Below are 22,909 nucleotides of genomic sequence, written 5' to 3' on the forward strand. Positions count from 1 at the left end.
TCAAGGCGTTAAGGTCACTAAAAGGCTGTAAGAATGACATTTAAAAGCTCGTTAGATCGGTTGTCGTATAAGCAGTTTTTGTGGGTGATCGCGACAGGGCTGTTGTTTTTCGCGGCCATCTCATTTTTGGTGTATAAAATTCTCGCAAATGATGCCAGAGACTCTTTGGTTCGTGAAGTCGAAATTCAACAAGCCGAAAGCCGCTCGCAGTTGACCGAGGTGTTGTCACTACCGGCGAGGCACTTGGCTGGGATGGTGCAAGAGCCTTTGATTCAGTCGGCGCTACAACAGCCCGATCTGGCCGGTAAACATGATCTAGTGATTCAATCGTTATACTCACTTGCCTACCGCAACCGCGCTTACTTTCAAGTGCGCTGGGTACTTGCTGACGGTCGCGAGATGGCCAAAATTTTGGTCGATAACCAAACTGTACGTAAGGTTGATGAACAGGATTTACAAAACAAATCAGAGCGGCCTTACCATAAAAAAATAATGAATTTGTATGACTACGAGACATTTGTCTCGCAGCCCGATCTGAACGTTGAAAACGGTCGTTTACAGCGACCGCTAACCCCTACCATTCGTTACGGCGTGCGCTTGCCGACGGTTAATGACTTTGATCACGGTTATTTAATCTTCAACCTGTTGTTTAATGTTAAATCTAGCTTGTTTTCCAGCTCGCAAAGTGAGACCGATGTTTACCTAGCCAACGCCCAAGGTAATTGGTTAACCCACCCGGACTCCAGTAAAACGTGGGGGCACATTTTAGGCACCAAACACTCCATCGCTACCGATGAGCCAGATTTATGGCACGGCATACAAGACACCTCGACGGCCTTGAGCGTACTGGAAACGGCCAGTGGTTATTGGAGCTGGGTGAGTGTTTCGCCGCAGCTTGAAAACGCACCCGATCAAGCTCGGGCAACCTTTAATCCCATATTATTGTTAACACATATTCCCGCAGCCGAGGTAGAGCTGCGTTTTAGTGCTGCCCGCTGGCGTACCGTTTGGTTTTTGTTGCCGGTGTTGTTGGCGATGTTTTTAGGCTGTTGGTTTTACTACCGTTTGTTTAGCAGCGCCTCTGACTTGCGTCGGCGCGAGCAGCAGCGCAGCTTGGCTTTACAGCGGCGCAACGAATTTATTAATACGGTGACCGAATCTCTGCCTAATATGATTGCTTATTGGACACTAGAGCAACACTGTAGCTACGCTAATAGCAGCTTCAAACAATACTATGACGTGGCCGAAGCGCCATTGGGTAGTGTTGCGTTGTCCGACATTATGCCGGCGCAAGAGTATTATCAGTGGCAAGGTTATTTTGAGCGCTGTTTAGTTGGCGAGTCGGTTACTTTTAATCAGTCGTCAACAACGGCTCTGGGCACCACGCAACATTTACAGATTCATTTAGCGCCAGATATCGAACAAAACGAGGCGCAGTCGCTTGGTCCTAAAGTCGTCGGTGTGGTTGCTATTGCCACCGATTTGACCGAGGTGATGCGGGCGAAGGACCAAGTGGAAACTTTAAACAAAGCGTTGCGGGTGCGCACCCGTCAGGCCGAAGCGGCGGCCGAAGCTAAAAGTACATTTTTGGCTAATATGAGCCATGAGATCCGGACGCCCATGAACGGTATTATCGGCCTGGTTGATATTCTCAAAGGCACCGAGCTTGGCTCCGAGCAACACGAATACGTCGATAAACTCGGCGATGCATCAAGAGCCTTGCTCGCCATTCTCAACGATATTTTAGATATCTCAAAGCTAGACTCCGGCAACGTAAAAATCATCAATACCCCTTTTCAAGTCGAGCAGCTTATCAGCGCTGTGGTTGGGCTGTTTGATGTTGGCTTGGCTAAAAAAGGGGTGCAGTTGCATACCTGGATTGATCCAACGCTACCGCTTACCTTGCAAGGCGATCCGTATCGGTTGGCGCAGGTGTTGAATAACTTGGTCGGTAATGCCAGCAAGTTTACTCATGATGGCCAAATAATTATCACGGTAAGTCGTGAACAAGATGGCAACGCGAATGAGCAATTACGCTTTTCGATAAAAGATACCGGAGTAGGCATAGAAGCTGAACAAGCTGGGCATATTTTCAAGCAGTTTAGTCAGGCCGATGAAGCAACCGATCGCGAGTATGGCGGCACCGGTTTGGGTCTCACCATTTGTGAAAAGCTAGTGGCGTTAATGGGCGGCGCAATTGCCGTAACGAGCAAGCTTGGGCACGGTAGCGAGTTTTATTTTAGTGTGCCGTTGCAGCTTGCCAAAGAACAAGATCAAGAGTTTGTCCCGGTTGGTATTAACCGGGTGCTGCTGGTAGATGATAGCCATACGTCAAGTGAAATCTTAAAAGCTTATTTAGATGCTTGGGGTGTGCAGGCCGATGCAGTCACAAGCGTGGCCGATGCGCTGACACATTATCAGCGGGCGCTTAATGAGCAGCCGTATGATTTGGTTTTGCTCGATTGGCGCTTGGGCGACGATGACGGGGTGGATCTATTACACATGCTGGAGTCTATCGATAACTCGCAGGAGAGCAGCGCAGATACCCCCGCGCCGCGTAAAAAAATGGGCGAGATCATCATGGTTACCGCCTACGATAAAAACGCTCTGGTTAGAAAATTAAAACAACAAGGCCGCGATGAAACTCCAGTTTTATCCAAGCCAGTATTACCATCTACGCTTTACAACTTGGTTAAAGCCGAGCATATAAAATCGATGACGCTAGGTGTAACGCAAGGCTCTACGACGCAGAAAGAAAGCAGGAAAGAAAAGGCCGATCGGCTGCATGAAAAAGCTATTTTGTTGGTCGAAGACAATCTTTTAAATATCGAAGTGGCCACCACATTGTTATCACAAGTCGGGCTTAGCGTTGATGTTGCCAAGAGCGGCTCGGAGGCGATAAAAGCGGCTGAACAAAAGCGCTACGACGCGATTTTAATGGATTTACACATGCCGGAAGTCGACGGCTTTGAAGCGACCCGTCGGCTGCGTAAAAACGCGGCAACAAAAACCACACCGATTATTGCGCTGTCGGCGGCAGTGATGAGCGAAGATATCGCACAAGCGATGGCAGCGGGAATGGATGATCACCTGGGCAAGCCATTTGATTTAGGTGAGTTGTTAGATGTATTAATACGTTGGACACTGAGTAACGCTTTAGCGGTTGAGAGAGCTATGCCCGAGGTTCTGGGCGAGCAAGATGTTAGCCCAGAGCTGGCCGACTTGTTTGCGCAAATGGGTACCGAAGGCTCCGAGTTGGTGCGGCGTTTTCAAAATAACGATACGTTAATTTTTACTCTGTTGGCTAACTTTGCTAAGCACCACCCGGAATGGCCCAGTCAGTTGCGCGCACAGCAAGACTCCGGTGACGACTTAGCGATGTTGTTGCATACCATTAAAGGCACCACCGGCACTATGGGGTTAATGGAGCTATTCACTTTAGCCGAGCAGGCCGAGCAACAATTAAGCGCCGCCGGTACCGTGCCCGATATCGAGCCGCTGGCGAGCCTTTTGCAAACAACCATTGATGCGCTGCTAGCGCGCGACGATAACTCCAAGTAATACACCCGGGCAGATCCGATCTGCCCGGGTGTATTATTTAGTGCTTGGCCCACAGCCAGCGTAAGCCTTCGGGCAATAGCGCACCTGGGTGATCATCGTTGTGGACGCCATCGGTCCACACATGGGTAAACTCATAACGTGGCCCTGCTTGGTTGCTGTCGTCGGCAGCACGGTTGGCGTAAGCCAGCGCTTTAAGCATTTGTTGATTGGCTAAAAACCAGTCGCCCCACTCGTTATCTAAGTCATTACTGCCGTCTTGTAGAAAAATTCGCATCGGGCGTATTGCCTCGCGGCGGATCAGGGCGGGGTAGTTTTGCCCACCTTGCAGCAGCGGGGGTTGGGCATCGGGCCTAAAGCCAATAGACACATAACTGCCAATACCGCTGTACACCTTACGAAAATAATCGGGCCGCTCCCAGGCGACGGTAAATGCCGCAATGGCACCGCTGCTGGTGCCGCCAATAGCTCGCTGCTCGGGGTCATCGGTCAGGTTGTAGCGCTGCGCAATTTGGGGCAGCATCTCATCAATTAAAAAGCGGGCGTAGCGGTCGCCAAGTACATCGTACTCTTGCCAGCGGTGGTCTGGGTTGCTCATGCCAAGGTTGTCAGGGTAGCGGTCGGATAGGTTACCGGGGGTGATAAACAAGCCGATGGTGACGGGCATTTCGCCCTTGGCGATTAAGTTCGCCATAACCTGCTGAATTCTAATTGGCCCATCGGGGTTGGTTGCTCGCTGCCCATCTTGAAACACCAACAAGCTGGCGGCCGTAGTGCTGTTGTATTGCTCGGGTACAAAAATCCAATAGCGTCTAACGGTGTTTGGGATGATACGGCTGTGAAATTCAAAAGGGCCTTGTAACTCGCCAGTGGGCACGCCTTGTTGCGGTAAATGATCGGCTGTTAGGGTTATGTTAGTGCGGACCGAGGCGTTATCTGGCTCGGCTGCAAATGTTAATGCAGCAAAGAACAAAAGTGGTAATAGTAGGGCGGTAAATTTCATAGGGGTCTCTTTATTGTTATGTGCCGTCACTAGGTACGGTATTAGCTTGTGTTGTTATTATCGGTGATGACGATTGCGCTGGCTACACACGGCACCGGCTGAGTTAAGGATATGAGCCATGGGGTTAACGCTGTTGTTTATGTTATGTGCTATTTTTTGGTAAGGCCAGTTCTCGATAAGTACAGGGGTGAGACGGTTCTTGGGTGGTAAAAATAATTCAATATCAGTAATAATGGCTGGAATTTTTTAATAAAATAGCAAAATATGCCTGATTGTTTACCAATTTTCACTTAATATAGCTTATGTAGATAACCTCATTTTGGCTAGACCAATATATTGTTGTTAAGCATGGTTGGTCAGTCGTTAACGTTAACCGGTCAGGCAAAGCCCTGTTCGAGGATTTTGATCAATGAAAAAACGCGCTCCGCTTGTGGTGGCAAACTGGAAGTTAAACGGCGGCACAGACTTAATCTGTACCTCGGTGGCTTCGGTGTTAAATAAAAACTTTAAGGCAGAGGTAGGCATTGCTCCGCCGTATGTTTACATCAGCGATATGGTTAACTTTTTGCGTAACTCCAATATTTTGGTGGGCAGCCAAAACGTCAGTAAGTTTGCCTCGGGTGCCTTTACTGGCGAAACCTCGGCGCAAATGCTGAAAGAGGTTGGCTGTAAGTTTTGCTTAATTGGCCACTCTGAACGGCGCCAAATGTTTTTAGAAAACGATGCCTCGTGCCACACCAAAATCGAACGGGCATTAACCGCTGGCATCATGCCTATTTTATGTGTGGGTGAAAACAACCAACAGCATGAGTTGGGCTTAACCCAAGACATTCTCTATCGTCAGTTACACCAAGCACTGCCAGGGTTGGAGCTGGAAGGCAAAAGATTTTGTGTGGCCTATGAGCCGGTGTGGGCTATTGGCACAGGTAAAGCTGCCAGCGCCCAGCAGGTGCAAGAGGTACACGAGTATATCTACCAAGAGCTGTGTGCCATTTTGGGTGAAACTACCGCCCAAAGTGTACAAATACTGTACGGCGGTAGCGTGAAAAAAGACAACGCCGCCGAGCTGTTGGCTCTGCCTAATGTGGGTGGCTTGTTGGTTGGTGGGGCGAGCTTAGACCCCGAGCATTTTGCTCAAATCTGCGCCGCCGCTAACGACGTCGCACCAGAATAATCGATTAAGGAAGACCATATGCAATCGGTAGCGTCACAGTTAAACCAAGACAAAACTCCAGCGCCGCTTACCGAGCTTGTACTGACGCTGCTAAGTGCCAGTACGGCTATCGCCCACAAGGTACGTCAAGGTGCGCTGGCCGGTGTGCTGGGCTCGGCGGCACAGCAAAATGTTCAGGGCGAGACACAAAAAAAGCTCGACGTGATCGCCAACGATATTCTTAAAGAAGCTCTGTTGGCCTCGGCCCATGTTAAATCTGTTGCTTCCGAAGAGGAGGACAACGTGGTGCCGGGCAACCCTAGCGGCGCCTATGTGGTGGCGTTTGATCCGCTCGATGGTTCATCCAACATCGATATTAACGGTCAAATCGGCACCATTTTTACAATCTATCGCGCTTTGCCCGATGTTGCCGCCGACTCCCACAAACAATTTGCCCAACAGGGGCGCGCGCAAGTGTGTGCCGGATACGTATTGTATGGCCCATCGACGCAACTGGCTCTAACCACGGGTGGCCCGTCGCGGCTGTACACGCTAGATCCGCACGATACTTATCAGCTGACGCAGGCCGAGCTGGCCATTGCGCCCGAGTGCCAAGAGTTCTCGGTTAATATGTCTAACCTGCGCCATTGGTCGCCAGCGCTGCAAGGCTACATACAAAGCTTGCAGGCGGGTAAAGACGGGGTGCGGAGCAAAGATTTTAATATGCGTTGGAACGGCGCCATGGTGGGCGATGTACACCGCGTTTTGATGCGTGGCGGTATCTTTTTGTACCCCGCCAACACCCAAGGCGCGGTTCATAATGGCAAGTTGCGGTTGCTGTACGAGGCCAACCCTATGGCCCTGTTGGTAGAGCGGGCCGGTGGCCGTGCTAGTGACGGCAAGCAAGCCATCTTAGATATAGAGCCAGGCACTCTGCACCAGCGCGTGCCGGTGTTTATGGGTGCCGCGCAAGAAGTCGCAAAGCTAGAGGGGCTGGTGTGATATTTTAATTTAGTGGGTGCCTCAGAGAATCTTTAGTATTTGAGTCTGTATGTGGTTTGGTTGGCTATGATTTAGTGACCTTTAGAGTCCATTAAACGGTGACGTATTGCCTCGTGTTACCTATACTTACTTTTACTAGAGATATGCTTAAAGGGCACATATAAACTTTATGGATAATCAGTCCGTTCGTTGGGTGGCCAAAACCGACCTATTGCTAGGTGCTCTTGCGCTGTTGTCGTGTGTTGTTCTTTTATTGCCACAAAGTTGGATTACACGGAATGTCACCCTTGATCTGGCAAGCTATACAAGATCTATATACGCCGATAGCGTTATCGGCGGTAATAGTCAAGCATACGCTGTAAGTGGTCACCCCTATAAATGGCAATGTCAGTTACGTGAAGGCTCTCCTGACCCGTTTTGTAGCTACCAGATCAGCTTGATCGGTGCCGACGGGAAAGGCGTCGACTTATCTAAATACAAAACATTTACCATTGATCTTGGTTATCAAAATAATGCGGGTAATGTGCGGGTGTACTTGCGCAGCCGCAGCCCCGAATACTATGTGGTGGGCGACCTTAGTACGACTAAATACAATAATGTCGGGCTTAACGCCAAGCTCTTAAACAAAGGCCCTTACGCTGTAGGTCTGGCAGATTTTTCGGTGGCAGATTGGTGGGTAGAGGAAAAGGGCATTCCTCCGCATTATTCTCGGCCAGATTTTCATGAAGTGCTTTATATTGAGATTCAAACTAGCGATCATGTTTTACCTAGTGAGTATGTTTACACGCTAAACAGTATTTCTTTGAGCGGCCCAATCATCCCCCAAAAAACTATGTATCAAGGGCTTATTGCGCTTTGGATTGGTGCGATAGTGTTGTTGTTATTGTTTCGTGTGCTGCAGTTAAAATTAGCCCTTAAGCGCAATGCCAAATACCAACGCCAGCTTATGAACGTGAATAAGCTGCTTAACATACAAAACCAACAGGTCGAAGATCTAGCAAAAACAGACCCTCTTACCGGTATTAATAATCGGCTAGGTATACGGCAGGCGTTTCACGATGGCCTGGCCAATTGGCAGAGCCACGAACAGCCGTTCTCGATGATACTGCTGGATATTGATGACTTTAAAAAACTAAATGACCAACATGGACACGATGTTGGAGACTTAGTGTTAAAAGAGGTGGCGAGTACTCTAATTAGCAATGTGCGTAGTTCTGATGTGACAGCTCGCTGGGGCGGCGAGGAGTTTATGATAGTTTGTCCTAACACCGAGTTGTACCAAGCACGTATTGTTGCCGAGAACTTGTGCGCAAAAATTGCCAATATAGGCTTAGAGTGTATCCCCAAGATTACCGCCAGTTTTGGCGTGGCGAGCATGACGCGCGACGATCTTGACCACCTATTTAAACAGGCCGATGAGGCGCTCTATGCAGCTAAACATGCGGGTAAAAACCGTGTTATGTTGGCGCCAACAAGTGGCTTGGTTGGTGTTGCCTAAAACGATTAAGATTGCTCTATCTGACAGTTTTCTTCGGCCAGAGCGCGGGTCTCGGCGGCGATGTCTAAATTTTGGTGCAGAGTTTTAAACTGTTGCTGTAAATCGGCCTTAAAACGTTTGCGAAACTTGCCCCAGATAAAACGCTTTACCTCGATATCCTCTTGCAGTATCAAGCCGGGCACCTGTGCCGGCTTGCGTGTGTCCTCATCAATAGCCACCATCGTAAAATAAGACGTATTGGTGTGCTTATTAATACCGTTTTTAAAATCTTCCGAGTAAACCTTAATACCCACCTCCATCGATGAGCGGCCCACATAGTTAACCGATGCCATTAATGTTACCAGCTCGCCCACCTCTACCGGGCTCACAAAGTTCACCGAATCAACCGAGGCGGTAACACAGTAATTACGCGAGTGACTTGCCGCTGTGGTGTAAGCGATTTTATCCATCAGCGATAAAATAACACCGCCGTGAACCTTGCCACCAAAGTTAGCGTATGAGGGAATCATCAGCTCTTTTAAAACAATCTGCGAGGATTTAACCGTGCGAAATTCATGCATAAGTAAAGTCTTATGGGGGATGGTGTGTTATGGGCGGTAGCCGTTAAGCGTTGTTGTTTAGCGCCAATAGCGTTGTAAATAGTACCGGTTAACCCCCCTTAAACCAAGCAGCCTGTAACAGTAACGCGCTAATTTAAAACGGGCAGCGGCTTGTGGCATTAATGCGCTCGCCGGTGATCGGGTGATCAAACGTTAAGCTGGTGGCGTGTAACATTAACCGGCGCGCCATAAAGTAAGCGGTATCGTTAGCGTATAAATCGCAGCCCAATATCGGGTGGCCTAACTCGCGGCTGTGAATACGCAATTGGTGGGTGCGCCCCGTGAGTGGTGTGTACAAAACCCGGCTGCAGGGCGCGCTCATACCGTTGTTAGCGGTAACCGATTCATGCCCCAGTAATTGGTACTTGGTATGAGCGGCCTTACCTTTGCTGTAACAAATCTCTTGCAACGGAAACTCGCCCTTGGCAATCGGTGCATTAATGCTGCCATTAGCTGGTGTTATGTGGCCTTGTAAAATAGCGGTATAGGTTTTGTTAATGCTTTGCGCTTGAAACTGTTTGGTCAGCACGCCATTAATGATTTTGTTTAACGCCACCAACATAACGCCCGATGTGCCTAAATCTAAGCGGTGTAACAAACGCGCATCGGCAAAATCTTGTACCAGCCTAAAGTGCACCGAATCTTTATTGGCCGGATGCTTGCCCGATAAACTCAACAAACCCGAAGGTTTGTTAATCAGCAAAATAGCATTGTCTTGGTACAGAATCTCAATCGATTCGGTACAAACGGGGGCAATAAACGGGTCGGCCTGAGGTTGCATAAACGCCACGGTTAATTCTAATGGTTGGCTCTATTGCCCTTGTGGGGCTGGTAGCCGGTATCGTCTCGCAAGGGTAGCACAAGCGTGGCCTGGCCATGGGCTTAAGGCTTGATGTTAGCGGCCATGCTGCTGCGAACCTTATTGGAATGCCATACCGCGGGCACAATAACCAATACCGTGATAGCACCCAACACCCAAAGGTAGTTTTGGTCTAACGCTGTAAGGTTAACAATGCGGCTGGCCTGCTCGTTGTTAACAAATTTGGCAAAGGGCAGGGGGGCAATCGCGGCCTCTTTGGCAATGGCAAAGCCACCACTAAACGCACTCTCCCAGCCCAGCGCCGAGAGCGAACCGTAGGCCTTGTAAGCAATGGCCGATGCGCCAAAGCCAATAACACCCACTGCTACAGTACCGGCGGCCATAAGGCCTAAACCGAGTGCGCCAACAGTTACCAGACCGATCGAGACAATCCCCACGCTAATGGGGGCCACCGCCAAACCGCCCCAGGCAAACACCAAACCATAGGCTTTATCGCCACCGGCAATCCAGCCTAGTGCGGGTTTGTCGCCCATCTCGGGCATACCCAGCTTAAAGTGGATGAAAGGAACCCCAAACAGTGAGAGCCGGCTTTTGTATTCACGGCGTTGCGCGCCTGCTTGGTCATGGGGGTGGTTAAAAGCCTGCGGCAGTCGCAGACGCTCTTGCGCTCGTAACCGAGGTTGGCTGGTCAGCATATAACGTAATAGCAGTAAGTAGGCGGCAATAAACCCCAGCACAATCAGTTGCGAGCCTAAAGCGTAAATATCCCGGTATGTGGCACTGGCCAGTGCCGCATACTTTAATAAAAATAAACTGGCAACATACACCGCCGCCGCCAAAAAGTAGAGCGCAACGATTTTGATAACGGCCCGTCGCTCACGCTGCGTACGCGATAGCGCAAGGCTTGCCCGCACACTAAAGAACGAGCCAATAACCCCGGAAAAAGAGGCCGCGACGGTGAGTAAGCTGGCCCATTTAAATAAGGTGCCGGTTTGTGCCGCGCCCGCACTAAAGGCCGCCGCCTTTGCTTTGGGGGCCGTAACGCTACTGATGGATACCAATACCGCCAAGGTAAAGGCCGCGCCGGGCTTGGTTTTTTCCAGCGCGTCTTCGACAAAGCTCAGCATCGCTTGTTGTAACACTTTACGCCCGCGCGATAACCGCTGTTTAACGGCGTCTTCCGATAACTCTAACTCGCAGGCCACATGTTCTACCGAGCGCTGCTCGCGGTAAAATAAAATCAAGGGTTCGCGATAAGTGTCGGGTAATTTTTCCAGCGTTTGCCATAACAACGCTTGTTGCTGCTCTTGTATGGCCGCGTCATCAATACTGGTTTGCTCTGCGGTCTGCTCAATTATCTCGCCAGCTTGCTCGGTTGGTTGGCTGGCCGCTGTGCGGCGGTAACGGCTCACTTTAAAACGCAAAATGCCACACAACCAAGATTTTAGTTTCTCGGGCTCGCGCAGCGTATCCAGTTTGCGCCACGCCTCAACAAACGCCTCCTGCGCAATATCCTCACTGTGTTTGATATCACCCACCGCCGCATAAGCCAGCGAGCAGAGCAAACTTTGATAGCGGCTAACCACCTCGCCAAAGGCGTCGTGGTTGCCTCCTAAAGAGGCCAACACAAGGTCAGTATCGGCTAAGTCTTTAGGCTGAATGCGTTTTTTGAACAGGCTCATAGTGATATCTCGGGCTTAAAACACATAAGTGCCCACCTTTGGCCTAAAGGTGACAAGTTTTTTAAATATTTTTTTAGCAATTTTCTTGTCACCTATCGAGCCGTGCTTGGCACTTATGTATAACACCACAGGCAATTAGCCAATGGTTAACCTAGAGGACACACCATGAGCAATTTAACACCAAGCAATAAACCATTACACAAATCACTGGCGTTAGTCTTAGTGATGCTTTTTTCGGGCACAGCCTTGGGCGCGCCGCTAGCGCCTTTGGTTGATGACTTTAGTCATAGTCACAACAATAGCCTAGATTTACCGCGCCAGTTTATTAATGACACCATTGCCGGCGGCGCCACCGTCCAGAGCCAAAGCGTAACCGACGGCATTATACGTATTAGCGGCGATATAACTCCGCCACGGGGCCAGTTAGGCTGGGCCACCTGCGTACTCCCGCTGGATGCCAACGGGCTGCCCCACAGTGCCGAGGCTTTTACTGGCGTACTACTGACCGTTAAAGTGACTAAGGGTAACTTGTCGCTATCGGTTAACAGCACCGAAATTAGCAATTTTGATTATCACTCGGCTCCGTTTACGGTAACCGCCGATGGTCAGTTTCACGAGGTAAAAGTGCCTTTTACCTCCCTTAAGCGTGCTTGGTCTGCCCAAACGTCACTCGACACCAGCACCATTAATAGCCTAAGCATTATCGCCTATGGCATGCAGCAAACAGCGTTTGATTTTGAGCTAGATGAAGTGCGCTTTTATTAACCCCATGCTTGATGCTCAACCATTTATGCCACAAGGCGGCCCTGCGGTTGCCTTGTGGCGCAATCACGCTGTTTATTCTTATAGCCATTAGGGACGCGCCATGAACACCACCCCTGAGTATCACCGGCTCGATTACCTCGATGCCGTTAGAGCCTTTGCCCTGTTATTAGGAATTGTTTTTCACGCCAGCTTATCGTTTTTACCCGTGTACATTGGCTGGGCGGTGATGGATGTATCCACCAGCGCAGCGGTTTCTATATTTATGTTAATCAGTCACTCGTTTCGGATGGCATTGTTTTTTTTAGTGGCAGGTTTTTTTAGCCATATCATGTTGCACCGCCACGGCGTAAAACGTTTTAGCCAATCGCGCTTAGTACGGCTTGCAGTACCGTTTATTATTGGCTGGTTTATGATGAAACCGCTGCTGGTTTCGGCCTGGGTGATGGGGATGCAAAGCCTGCGCGGCGACGTGAGTGTTTGGCCCGCGTTACAGCAAGGTAGCGCATCGTTGCTGGAATCTTTGCATGCGCCTTTTACCGGCACCCACTTGTGGTTTTTGTACTACCTATTGCTGATAACCGCCGGCGTGTTGCTGCTGCGCCAGTTAATACATGGGTACCGGCCAATAGCAAACACGCTTAGCCGCACCGCCTGTAGCTTAATGCACTGGCTGGTTTATTCACGTTTTTCCATTGTGGTATTGGCGACATTTAGCGCGATATGTTTGTGGTTTATGAGCCACTGGGGCATGGAGACACCCGACAAAACCCTCGCGCCCAACTTGCCGGTATTGCTTGTTTACGCTGGTTTTTTTTGTTTTGGTTGGCAGCTTGCGCGCCAGCCTAAACTAATGGCTCAGTTTAGTCGGTTAACCTGGGGTAAGTTTGCGCTGTGCCTTAGTGCTATTGTTGTGGCGATATTGTTGTCTGGCTTTGAAGTCCAAACCGGCCATCCACAGTACCACTATCTAAAAGCCGCCTTTTTATTTGGTTATGGGGTTATGATGTGGTTGTTAACCGCGCTCACCATCGGCGTGTTTAAACACTGCTTTAACCGCCCCAGCAAAATTATACGCTACCTCGCCGACGCCTCTTATTGGCTCTACCTAATTCACCTGCCCATGGTTATTTGGCTGCAAATTGCCTTTGCCGAGCTGCCGTTACATTGGAGCCTAAAGCTGGCGCTAATCTCTGCCATTACCGTTGCGCTATCGCTGTTGCTGTACGATTTGTTGGTGCGATCTAGCGTGGTTGGCGCGGTGCTTAATGGCCGGCGCAAGGAGCGGGTTTTGTTTGCGGGTGGGCGTGATAGTTAGTGCGTGTCGGGTAATTCACTAAGAGCCGACTAACGCATCTTTTGACTCAATACTTGAGCCTGTCTTTCATATAGAACTGGTGGGGTGGGCTGGCAATCATGTAAAAAATCCCCACCTGCGATCAGGCGGGGATTTATGCGTGTAATCAACCCGTAATTAACCGAAGAGTTGACGTCTGCGGATGAACAGGGTGGCCATAATCATCATGATCAGAAGTCCCAAGCTCCAGTTTGAAAGCATGGGAAGGGCGTGCGCGTTGGCGACACCCAGCGCACCAAGAAGCAACACGCTGGGCGAGCTGCCAAGGCTAGACGAGAGCGTGGCCATCGGCGAGAAGCTACTGCTGCTATTGCTGCCGATGAACGCCGTCACGTCGAGGCTGATGTTACAGCTTGCTCCCGCCGCCACGGATCCGCCACTGTAATCGAGAGTGTTACCGGTGACTATCAGCGCGCCGCCACAGCCGTCGCTTAAGTTCATTGGCGAGGCGACCTCCATTCCCGCCGGCAGCGGTAGGGAAAACCCCAGACCTGTTGCAGCTGCGGACGAGCTGCTGTTGTCGATGGTGAAGCTTATCGTCGTTGACTGTCCAGGGGTAATTTGCGTAGGGGAAAAGCTGATTCCAAAGCTTGGAGCCTCGTTGACGGTTAGCGTGGCGCTGGCCGAGCCGCTGTCACCCGCCGAAGAGGTTAACGCACTGCTGGTGTTGATCAAGTCACCCGGCGCCGAAGTGAGTACGTCGACTTCGATCGTGCAGCTGGCACCTGCGACTAGAGAGCCGCCGCTGTAGTCGATCAAGCTGGTGCCGTTGACGGCTGTCAGGCTGCCGTTGCAGGTGCTGATAACATTGGCGGGTGTCGCTAATGTCATGCCTGCTGGTAAGTTATCCGAGAAATTGATGCCAGTCGCATCGAGCGTTCCGCGGTTGTCGATGGAGAACGTTAGCCGCGCCGAATCACCCAGTGCAACCAGCGTGGGACTAAACGCCTTATCAAATTTGACGGACGGGCCGATTTCGATGTCGTCCAGACTGATTCCATCGGTATTGATCGGAAAGTTGTCGTTTTGGCCAAATCGAATTTGGCTTTGGTTGCTTAAAGACTGGCCGCTGCCGTTTAGCACCGCAGTGAGCTCTAGGTTAGTGACCGACGTCCAATCGCCATTATCCGAGTTACTGGAAAAACTGTAAACCTGGAGCCATGCATCAGTCGGCGTGCCTCGGATTTCAACGACGTCCAAGGGGTCACCTTCGTCACCGTGGTCGAACCAGTTGAAATCTAAGTAGAGTCCTTGGCCGGCAGGATGGGCCGATCCATCAAACCCCAGAATGATGTGGTTTATGCTCTCGCCGCCTGGGTTATCCATAGAGGCTATGCGCATACCATCGGGGTCGAAATCGGATCGGATAGCGAATCGACCAGCGGGCGAGTTTTGTTCATACCGAAAACCGGGGATGTCCAGTAGGGGGTCGTTGGATCTCACTTGTTGAATGGGGATGCTCTCGAAGTCTTGGTCGACCGGCAGAGGTAAGAATAAAACGTTTTCGATTACCTCCAGTGTGCTGCTGGCAGGTCCGCTGTTACCAAAGGAAGACGTTAGATCCGAGGTGGTGTTGAGGTACAAGCCTTCGGTGCTGGGTGCGAGTATATCGACGACGATCTGACAGGACGAGTTTGCGGGAATTTCGCCGCCCATGTAAATAATGCTGCCCCCGTTATCAGGAGCATTTAGCGTGCCGCCAACACAGTTGGTGCTAGCATTCGATGGCGTGCCCACAACCATCAGAGCCGGCAGAACATCACTAAAGCTCACTGTCATAGCGGCCGTCACGTTTGCCGAATTATTCAGCGTGAAAGTTAGCACTGCGGTATCGCCGGGTTCTATCTTTTCTGGGGCAAACGTCTTGCTAAAGGTAGGCAGCACTTGTGCCAGAGCTGATGTTGAGAACAAGCAACTCAAGAGGGCAAGCCAGAGAACTCTTTTCATGTTGGAGATATCCCTAATTGTCTGTTGCGGCTTCGATACTAAGCCACTGTCACCCGGAGTATTCCGCCGAGGCGGGAAAGTATACGGTTCCTACTGTCTCATTTCTACCGGTAGTCGCAACCGTGCCTCTATGATGTTTGACCCAGCCCCAGACCGCTTGAGGCAAAAGCACAATATCCCCACATCCAAACTTACCAGAGCACGCAAAAATAAGCCGCGCAAGTGGGCTCAAAAAACTGGAGTTAAAAAACTGGGGCAAGTCTAGGGTTGAGAATCAATAGGGGCAGTGTTGTAGAATTTTAAAGTTAATGACGATAAGTCGTGGACGAGCTCAATCGGAGATACTCAAAATATCTAGCCATTATTAATAAGCAGAGTTAAGCGAAACCGCTTAGGTTGGTGAGCAGTGGTTAAACATCGTGACCTGCTTGGCCCCTTATGATAGTTTTGCGCGCCATCGCGCAGCCATCAAGTTGGCGCAATAGCGATCAGGTTTTACGCAAAGCCTCACGGCCAATAAATGGAGTTTATAGCATGAATGCAAAGTCCCTACTGATTAGCGCTATTTTTTTAGCCCCTGTGTTAGCCTCAGCCCAAGAGGCGCAACCGCAAAAGCACTTCTCGCTCGGCCTTGCCTCTTACGCAACCGCTGTTGGCTATAGCGACAATGGTCGCGATGATACCGAAGGCTTTGGCGGCCCCGCGTTAATTGCCATTGGTGCCATTAACGATCATGTTGCCTTTCGGTTAACCTACGCCGCGCAAGAAAACACCGATGACTCAGGCCACAACATAGACGCATTAGAAGGCGCAATGCTATTGGGCACAGGCCTTGCGACACAGGGCTTTCGGGCCTATGGCGCACTGGGCTTGTTTGACGAGACTCACGAATATACCGCGTATCGCAGAACGGCCGAGCAAGACTATAGCGGCTATACCCTAGGCGGTGGCTTGGGTTATAACTGGCGGTTTGTGACTCTGGATGTTTGGCTTAACCTTCGCGACGCCAGCGATTATGAAGACAATTATTACACCCGCAGACCAGACGATGTAGTCGCCATGAGCGGCGGGCTGGGGCTCTTTGCACGCTTTTAAGCGCTATTAACAGAGGGCAGGTGTGTCGGTGTCCTCAATTTTTTTCATTGGAGCCATCTGCATAAAGATTTTCGAATCAAATAGCGCCGGAAACCTCGTTTGATAAGCTTAGTAAACCCGCTGTCATTCGGAGTTTCCGTGCCTAACCATGCTCTGGCTGCTGCACAGCCCACAGTTGCGCGTAGCGGCCACCGCGTTGCAATAGCTCGTGGTGGTTACCTTGTTCCACCAGTTGGCCGTTGTCGAGTACCAGTATCTGGTCCGCATCCACCACCGTGGAAAGGCGGTGAGCAATCACCAGGCTGGTGTGGCCGCTGGATACCTCCCGCATCGCTGTTAATATTGCCGCCTCGGCATGGGAATCCAGCGCCGAGGTCGCCTCGTCAAACAGCAAAATGGGCGCGTCTTTAAGTAACACTCGGGCAATGGCAATGCGTTGTTTCTCGCCGCCCGACACTTTTAAGCCCCGCTCGCCCACCAGGGTGCGGTCGCCCTCGGGTAGGGCGGCGATAAACCCATTCAAATGGGCCATGCTAATCGCCCGGTTGATGGCCTCGTCCGGCGCATCGGGGTTGCCGTAGGCAATGTTGGCGCGAATGCTGGTATTAAACAGCACTGTGTCTTGCGGCACCACGGCGATGGCCCGGCGCAGTGAGTCCAGAGTAACCTCGCGAATGTCCTGCCCATCAATGGCGACGGACCCTGCAGTGACGTCGTAAAAGCGATACAGCAAGCGGGCGATGGTGCTCTTGCCTGCGCCCGAGGCGCCGACAATCGCCAGCCTTTGCCCCGGTGCCACGCGAAACGACAAATCCGTAAAGGTGGCGCGCTCGGGCCGGTAGCCAAACGCCACATTCTTAAAAGTCACTTCACCGGCGGTTACCCGCAGTGGTTTTGCGCTAGGCGCATCCACAATGCGCGGCGCCCGTTTTAAAAGCCCCAGCATATTTTCTAAATCGGTCAAGGCCCGGCGCATTTCCCGGTAGACAAACCCGAGAAAATTCAGCGGAATAAACAGCTGGATCATATAGGCATTCACCATAGCCAAATCACCCAGCGTCATCTCCTCTATAATCACCGACTGGGCCGCCATAACCATCATGCCGGTAATGGCGGCGGCGATAATTAGCGCTTGGCCCGAGTTCAGCGCCAGCAGCGACATGCGGTTTTTTAGCTTGGCCTGTTCCCACTCGGCTAAAAACCGATCGTACGTCTGCGCTTCAAAGTCTTCGTTATTAAAATACTTAACCGTCTCGTAATTCAGCAGGCTATCCACGGCCCGGGTATTAGTGGATGAGTCAGCCCGGTTGGCCTCGCGCACAAACCGGGTACGCCACTCGGTGGTAAACACCGTAAAACCAATATAAACCGCCACCGCCGCCAGGATGATCAGCGCGTACCAGGCAGAAAAAGCAAAGGTAAAAATCGCCGCCACCATAAAAATTTCAAACAAGGTGGGGACAATATTGAACATTAAAAAGCGCATCAAAAAACTGATGGCCGTGGTGCCGCGCTCTATATCGCGGCTAATGCCCCCGGTCTGACGGCTGAGGTGAAAATCCAGCTCCAGCCGATGCAAATGCCGAAACACCCGCAGCCCGATGCGGCGCATCGCCCGCTCGGTTACTCGGCTGAAAATGGCATCGCGCAGCTCACCAAAAAACACCCCGGCAAAGCGCAAAAAGCCGTAAAACAATAAAAAGGCCAGAGGCAACGCCAGCTCCGGCTGCAGGCTTCGGTCCACCCCATCGACAATATGTTTAAGTGCCAAGGGCATCGCCAGCGTCGCCCCTTTTGCCGCCAGCAGCGCCGCAATGGCAAGCCCAACCCGCCATTTGTAATCCCACAGATAAGGCCAGATATAGCCCCACACCTGCCGCAGGTTCAGCCGGGGCACGGAAGGGTCGGGCGCCGCAGGAGGCAATTTACTGGACATACCGCGCATTGTTAGTTCCGGTTTGGGAATTTGGAGTTATAGTTTACGCAACTGAGAGGGATAGTGTTGGGGTTTAGCTACACCGGCCCTGGGGCAGGTGAGTGAGTAAGCCCTAACACCGCGACGCGCAAGGCGGGAATCTACCGCAGTTGGGGCTGGCACTAGCAATCGCACCGGTAGATTTCGACAATAGCGCCCAAAACAACATCTTGTTATGATCGATTACTATAAAAGTACAATCAATAATCATCATCTCAACCAAACGGATTGCCATGTACCCCGAGCCGGAACGCCAACCCCTCGCCACGCCCGAGGCCGTCGATGCCTTTATTAACCGCTGGCACAGCGCCGGTGGTACCGAGCGGGCCAATTACCAGTTATTTTTAACCGAGCTGTGCGCCTTGCTGGGCCTGCCCCAGCCCGAACCCGGTGGTGACAACAACGCCGACAACGCCTATGTGTTCGAGCGCCGGGTCGACATTAACAAGCCCGATGGCAGTGTTAACCGCGGCTTTATCGATTTATACAAGCGCGGCAGCTTTGTTTTAGAAGCAAAGCAAACCGGCAAAACCCTCGGCACCACCGGCTGGGACAAAGCCATGCTGGCCGCGCAAAATCAGGCCGACCAATACGTACGCGCACTACCGGCCGATGAAGGTCGCCCGCCGTTTGTTGTCGTCACCGATGTGGGCCGCTCGCTGGAGCTGTACGCCGAGTTCAGTCGCTCGGGCGGCACCTATGTGCCATTCCCCGACCCCGGTCACCACCGCATTAAGGTTGAGGATTTACGCCGCACCGATATCCAGCACCGCCTATACAACCTCTGGCAAGACCCAGACGCGCTGGACTTATCCAAACAGGCCGCCCGCGTTACCCGCGAGGTATCCGCCAAGCTGGCCGCGCTGGCTAAATCGCTGGAGCAATCCGGCCACCCAGTGGGGCAGGTGGCCCACTTTTTAAAGCGCTGCCTGTTTACCATGTTCAGCGAAGACGTCGACCTCATTCCCTACGGCTGTTTTACCGCGCTGCTAGAGCGCCTGCAAAAAACACCCGAGCACTTTGCCGATTCTATGCGCAGCCTGTGGCACACCATGAACAGCGGCGGCTTTGAAGGGCAAATCATGGCCAAGGTGCAGCGCTTTAACGGCGGCCTGTTTAAAGACATTAACCCCATCGCCCTAAACGCCGAGCAAATAGGTCTACTGCTAGAGGCCGCCCGCGCCGATTGGCGCTATGTCGAGCCCGCCATTTTCGGCACCCTGCTTGAGCGCGCGCTCGACCCGCGCGAGCGCCACAAGCTGGGCGCCCACTATACCCCGCGCGCCTATGTCGAGCGCTTGGTGATGCCCACATTAATCGAGCCGCTGCGCGCCGAGTGGCAAACCGTACAAGTCGCCACCGAGGCCTGGCTGCAACAAAGCAAGCACGACAAAGCCCTAAGCGAGCTGCGCAACTTTCACCAAAAACTGTGCAACACCCGCGTGCTGGACCCAGCCTGTGGCAGCGGTAACTTTTTGTACGTGGCGCTGGAGCATTTAAAACGGCTAGAGGGTGAGGTATTAAACCTGATTCGCGATTTATCCGACGGCCAACAAAGCTTTGACGCCGAAGGTCTAACCGTAAGCCCGCATCAGTTTTTGGGGCTAGAGATCAACCCACGCGCCGCCGCCATTGCCGAAATCGTCTTGTGGATTGGCTACCTGCAATGGCACTACCGCATTAACGGCAAGCTGGATTTACCCGAGCCAATATTGCGCGACTTTCACAACATCGAATGCCGCGATGCGCTCATCGAATACGACAGTCGGGAAGAGATGCTCGATGACGACGGTACCCCTCAAACCATTTGGGACGGCATCAGTTACAAAAAAAGCCCCGTTACCGGCGAGCTAATTCCGGATGATGCCCAGCGCATACCCGTGTACCATTTTAAGAATCCGCACAAAACCGAATGGCCCGAGGCGGACTATATTGTCGGCAACCCGCCGTTTATTGGCGCGGCGACCATGCGCCGCGCCTTGGGCGATGGCTATGTCGATGCCGTGCGCGCCGCGTATAAAGGCTTGGTGCCCGAGTCCGCCGATTTTGTTATGTATTGGTGGCACATCGCCGCCGAGACCGTGCGCACCGGTAACGCCCACCGATTTGGTTTTATTACCACCAACAGCCTGCGCCAAACCTTTAACCGCCGCGTGATGGAGCCACACCTAAACCACACCAAAAAACCGCTATCCCTCGCCTTTGCTATTCCCGATCACCCGTGGGTGGATGGTAACGATGGTGCCGCCGTGCGTATTGCTATGAGTGTCGGCGTGGCCGGTGAGCAGTCCGGCGTTTTGCGGCATGTGGTTTCTGAGGTGGCGGCGAATGATGAGGTGCGTTCGGTAAAAGTTGATCGACGAGAAGGTAAAATTTTCGCCGACGTTACCATTGGTGCTGATGTGGCCAGCGCGAAATCGCTTAAAGCTAATGAGTCGATCAGCTCACCCGGTGTGAAGTTGCACGGTGCGGGCTTTATTGTGACTCCAGAAGAGGCCCACGCGCTCGGTTACCCGAACACGCCTAATATTGAAAAAGTGGTTCGTCATTACCGCAATGGTCGCGATTTAACCCAAACCCCGCGCGGCGTAATGGTGATTGATTTATTTGGCTATACACCGGAGGAGGTGCAGCAGGAGTTTCCAGCGGTTTATCAGAGGGTGTTAGAACGAGTAAAGCCCGAGCGCGATCAAAATAAACGTGAAACCTATAAAAGGAATTGGTGGATTTTTGGCGAAGCGAGGAAAGATTGGCGAGCTATGTATTCTGATTTAAGAAGCTATATTTCTACCGTAGAAACCACCAAACATCGTGTATTTACTCAGTTAGACGATTCAATATTACCAGATAATAGATTGATTAATTTTGCAGTTTCTTCAGCTGATTTTCTTGGGGTGCTGAGTAGTAGAATTCATATTGAGTGGTCTCTTCGCACTGGGGGTCGATTGGGCGTAGGCAATGATCCTATTTATGCAAAAACCCGCTGCTTCGAAACCTTCCCTTTCCCAGAGCTAACCGAAACCCAAGCTAAAACCATCGGCACCTTGGCCGAAAAAATCGACGCCCACCGCAAACGCCAACAAGCCGAGCACGATAAGCTTACCCTAACGGGTATGTACAACGTATTGGAAAAGCTCCGGTCAGAACAGCCGTTGACTAACAAAGAAAAAACCATCCACGAGCAGGGGTTAGTCTCCATCTTGCGTGAACTGCACGACGAGCTAGACACCGCCGTATTCGAGGCCTACGGCTGGAGTGATTTGGGCGACGTGCTGGTAGGCCGCCCCGGCGCCACCACGCCGCTGCCCGACAAGCCCGCCGAGCAAGCGGAAACCGAAGAAGAACTGCTGCGTCGGTTAGTCGCCCTAAACCACGAGCGCGCCGCCGAGGAAGCCGCAGGCCACATCCGCTGGCTGCGCCCCGACTACCAAGCCCCCGAGGCCACCCAAACCACCGCCAGCGTCACCACCGCGCAAACCGCAAAACCCGACGCCAAACCGCAAACCGCCGCCAAACAAACCTGGCCCAAAACCATGCCCGAGCAAGTCAAAGCCGTACAACAGCTGCTCGCCATCGGCCCGCAAACCCAACAAGCCCTGGCCGAACAATTTAAACGCAAACCGGAAAAATCTGTGGTGCAGGTGCTTGGTGCGCTGGAAGTTCTCGGCCAGGCTAGCCAGGCTGGTGAGCTTTGGCAGTTGGGTGGGGGTGTTTAGAGTATGTCACCAGAGTCAGCCAGAGAACGTATTTTTGGACTTCAGTTATCCAGTGTTCCTCTTGTCAATTTGAGAATTGACTTCTATCGAAGTTATAAGTTTTTATACTCGAAAGCTGCCGGCGATGCGCTAACACCCCCAAGGCTTGAGCCTATTGAATATGATTATTTTACTTGGTACGGAATGCCTAATGACTTCTTTACGTTGATATCACAGCGGGCAATCTTAGGGCTGGAAAGTTATGTTCCCGGAACGCTATTTTTTCTTTCGCATGATGTGAGAGGTCGAGACGATAAATATCTCGAAAAATTAAAAAACCCTTTCTCTTTTGGGGGTAGAAGTATTGTAAAAAACTTATACGATACTGCACCTGGAGATATTGACCCTTCTTTTAGCTTGTTGATAAGAAACCAGAGTTTATATCAGGAGGCTCAAAAAATGTATCGAGAAGTACGAAATCCATTATTTCACGGGGGTCAATTAACTGATCTTAATATTATAAGTATTCAAGGATTGTTTAATCATATTGCTCAGCTTTATGTCTGGGTAGACAGCATTTATGATCCGGAAAAAATAGTTAATGGACTAAGTCATTACAAGGTTTCTCCTGTTTAAAATTTACGGTAAGGGGCAGGTTTTTAATAGTGAATTTTCTTAAGAATGCTGGGGTCAATCTTGACAATTAAAATTGATCTATCGGCCGGCCGGCCGAGCGTGTGTTTATGGTCGTCTCTGAGGCGGC

Annotated in this window: 15 protein-coding genes; 9 read left to right on the plus strand and 6 right to left on the minus strand. The window is 51.4% G+C overall.

From position 1 onward, the window contains the following. The first annotated feature begins 33 nt into the window (after positions 1–33). The gene (locus tag GILYN3_RS01515; protein ID WP_049721214.1) at positions 34–3,561 is read left to right on the plus strand and encodes a response regulator; all 3,528 of its coding nucleotides are present in this window, start codon (positions 34–36) and stop codon (positions 3,559–3,561) included. A gap of 37 nt (positions 3,562–3,598) precedes the next feature. Here GILYN3_RS01515 and GILYN3_RS01520 read toward each other — a convergent pair whose 3' ends face one another. Next, positions 3,599–4,561, minus strand: coding sequence for an alpha/beta hydrolase (locus tag GILYN3_RS01520; RefSeq protein WP_049721215.1), 963 nt, complete (start codon positions 4,559–4,561; stop codon positions 3,599–3,601). Positions 4,562–4,970: 409 nt separating this feature from the next. Between GILYN3_RS01520 and tpiA the strand changes: the two genes are divergently transcribed. From tpiA to GILYN3_RS01535, 3 genes are all read left to right on the plus strand, one after another. Beyond that, positions 4,971–5,735 carry a triose-phosphate isomerase gene (gene tpiA, locus GILYN3_RS01525; RefSeq protein ID WP_049721216.1) on the plus strand — a complete coding sequence of 255 codons (765 nt, stop codon included), beginning with the start codon at positions 4,971–4,973 and terminating at the stop codon, positions 5,733–5,735. 18 nt (positions 5,736–5,753) lie between these two features. Further along, a complete protein-coding gene (locus GILYN3_RS01530; RefSeq protein WP_049721217.1) occupies positions 5,754–6,716 on the plus strand; it encodes a class 1 fructose-bisphosphatase in 963 nt (320 codons plus the stop codon). 169 nt (positions 6,717–6,885) lie between these two features. After that, the gene (locus tag GILYN3_RS01535; protein ID WP_049721218.1) at positions 6,886–8,214 is read left to right on the plus strand and encodes a GGDEF domain-containing protein; all 1,329 of its coding nucleotides are present in this window, start codon (positions 6,886–6,888) and stop codon (positions 8,212–8,214) included. Positions 8,215–8,219: 5 nt separating this feature from the next. Here the strand turns inward: GILYN3_RS01535 and GILYN3_RS01540 are convergent, their stop codons facing one another. The 3 genes from GILYN3_RS01540 to GILYN3_RS01550 all read right to left on the minus strand — a co-directional run bounded on the left by GILYN3_RS01540 (position 8,220) and on the right by GILYN3_RS01550 (position 11,315). Beyond that, on the minus strand, positions 8,220–8,774 hold the full coding sequence (locus GILYN3_RS01540; RefSeq protein ID WP_049721219.1) for an acyl-CoA thioesterase: 555 nt from the start codon (positions 8,772–8,774) through the stop codon (positions 8,220–8,222). Between the two features lie 133 nt (positions 8,775–8,907). Then, the gene (locus GILYN3_RS01545; RefSeq protein ID WP_049721220.1) at positions 8,908–9,594 is read right to left on the minus strand and encodes an RluA family pseudouridine synthase; all 687 of its coding nucleotides are present in this window, start codon (positions 9,592–9,594) and stop codon (positions 8,908–8,910) included. Positions 9,595–9,695: 101 nt separating this feature from the next. Beyond that, positions 9,696–11,315, minus strand: a complete 1,620-nt coding sequence (locus GILYN3_RS01550) for an RNA polymerase sigma factor (protein WP_049721221.1) — start codon at positions 11,313–11,315, stop codon at positions 9,696–9,698. A gap of 165 nt (positions 11,316–11,480) precedes the next feature. On the opposite strand from GILYN3_RS01550, the gene GILYN3_RS01555 reads away from it, so the two are divergent. After that, a complete protein-coding gene (locus GILYN3_RS01555; protein WP_049721222.1) occupies positions 11,481–12,080 on the plus strand; it encodes a CIA30 family protein in 600 nt (199 codons plus the stop codon). A 100-nt stretch (positions 12,081–12,180) separates the two neighbouring features. Next, the gene (locus GILYN3_RS01560) at positions 12,181–13,395 is read left to right on the plus strand and encodes an acyltransferase family protein (RefSeq protein ID WP_049721223.1); all 1,215 of its coding nucleotides are present in this window, start codon (positions 12,181–12,183) and stop codon (positions 13,393–13,395) included. Positions 13,396–13,551: 156 nt separating this feature from the next. On the opposite strand, the gene GILYN3_RS01565 is transcribed toward GILYN3_RS01560, so the two are convergent. Beyond that, a complete protein-coding gene (locus GILYN3_RS01565; RefSeq protein WP_084005016.1) occupies positions 13,552–15,381 on the minus strand; it encodes a DUF7933 domain-containing protein in 1,830 nt (609 codons plus the stop codon). Positions 15,382–15,915: 534 nt separating this feature from the next. On the opposite strand from GILYN3_RS01565, the gene GILYN3_RS01570 reads away from it, so the two are divergent. Continuing rightward, the gene (locus tag GILYN3_RS01570; RefSeq protein ID WP_198147258.1) at positions 15,916–16,476 is read left to right on the plus strand and encodes an outer membrane beta-barrel protein; all 561 of its coding nucleotides are present in this window, start codon (positions 15,916–15,918) and stop codon (positions 16,474–16,476) included. Between the two features lie 142 nt (positions 16,477–16,618). Here GILYN3_RS01570 and GILYN3_RS01575 read toward each other — a convergent pair whose 3' ends face one another. Beyond that, positions 16,619–18,421, minus strand: coding sequence for an ABCB family ABC transporter ATP-binding protein/permease (locus GILYN3_RS01575; RefSeq protein ID WP_049721226.1), 1,803 nt, complete (start codon positions 18,419–18,421; stop codon positions 16,619–16,621). Between the two features lie 263 nt (positions 18,422–18,684). On the opposite strand from GILYN3_RS01575, the gene GILYN3_RS01580 reads away from it, so the two are divergent. Together GILYN3_RS01580 and GILYN3_RS01585 are read left to right on the plus strand one after the other, a co-directional pair. After that, positions 18,685–22,167, plus strand: coding sequence for a class I SAM-dependent DNA methyltransferase (locus GILYN3_RS01580; protein ID WP_049721227.1), 3,483 nt, complete (start codon positions 18,685–18,687; stop codon positions 22,165–22,167). A gap of 3 nt (positions 22,168–22,170) precedes the next feature. Beyond that, on the plus strand, positions 22,171–22,782 hold the full coding sequence (locus GILYN3_RS01585; protein WP_049721228.1) for a hypothetical protein: 612 nt from the start codon (positions 22,171–22,173) through the stop codon (positions 22,780–22,782). Positions 22,783–22,909 lie beyond the last annotated feature (127 nt).

Source organism: Gilvimarinus polysaccharolyticus, from assembly GCF_001187555.1.
GTDB lineage: Bacteria > Pseudomonadota > Gammaproteobacteria > Pseudomonadales > Cellvibrionaceae > Gilvimarinus > Gilvimarinus polysaccharolyticus.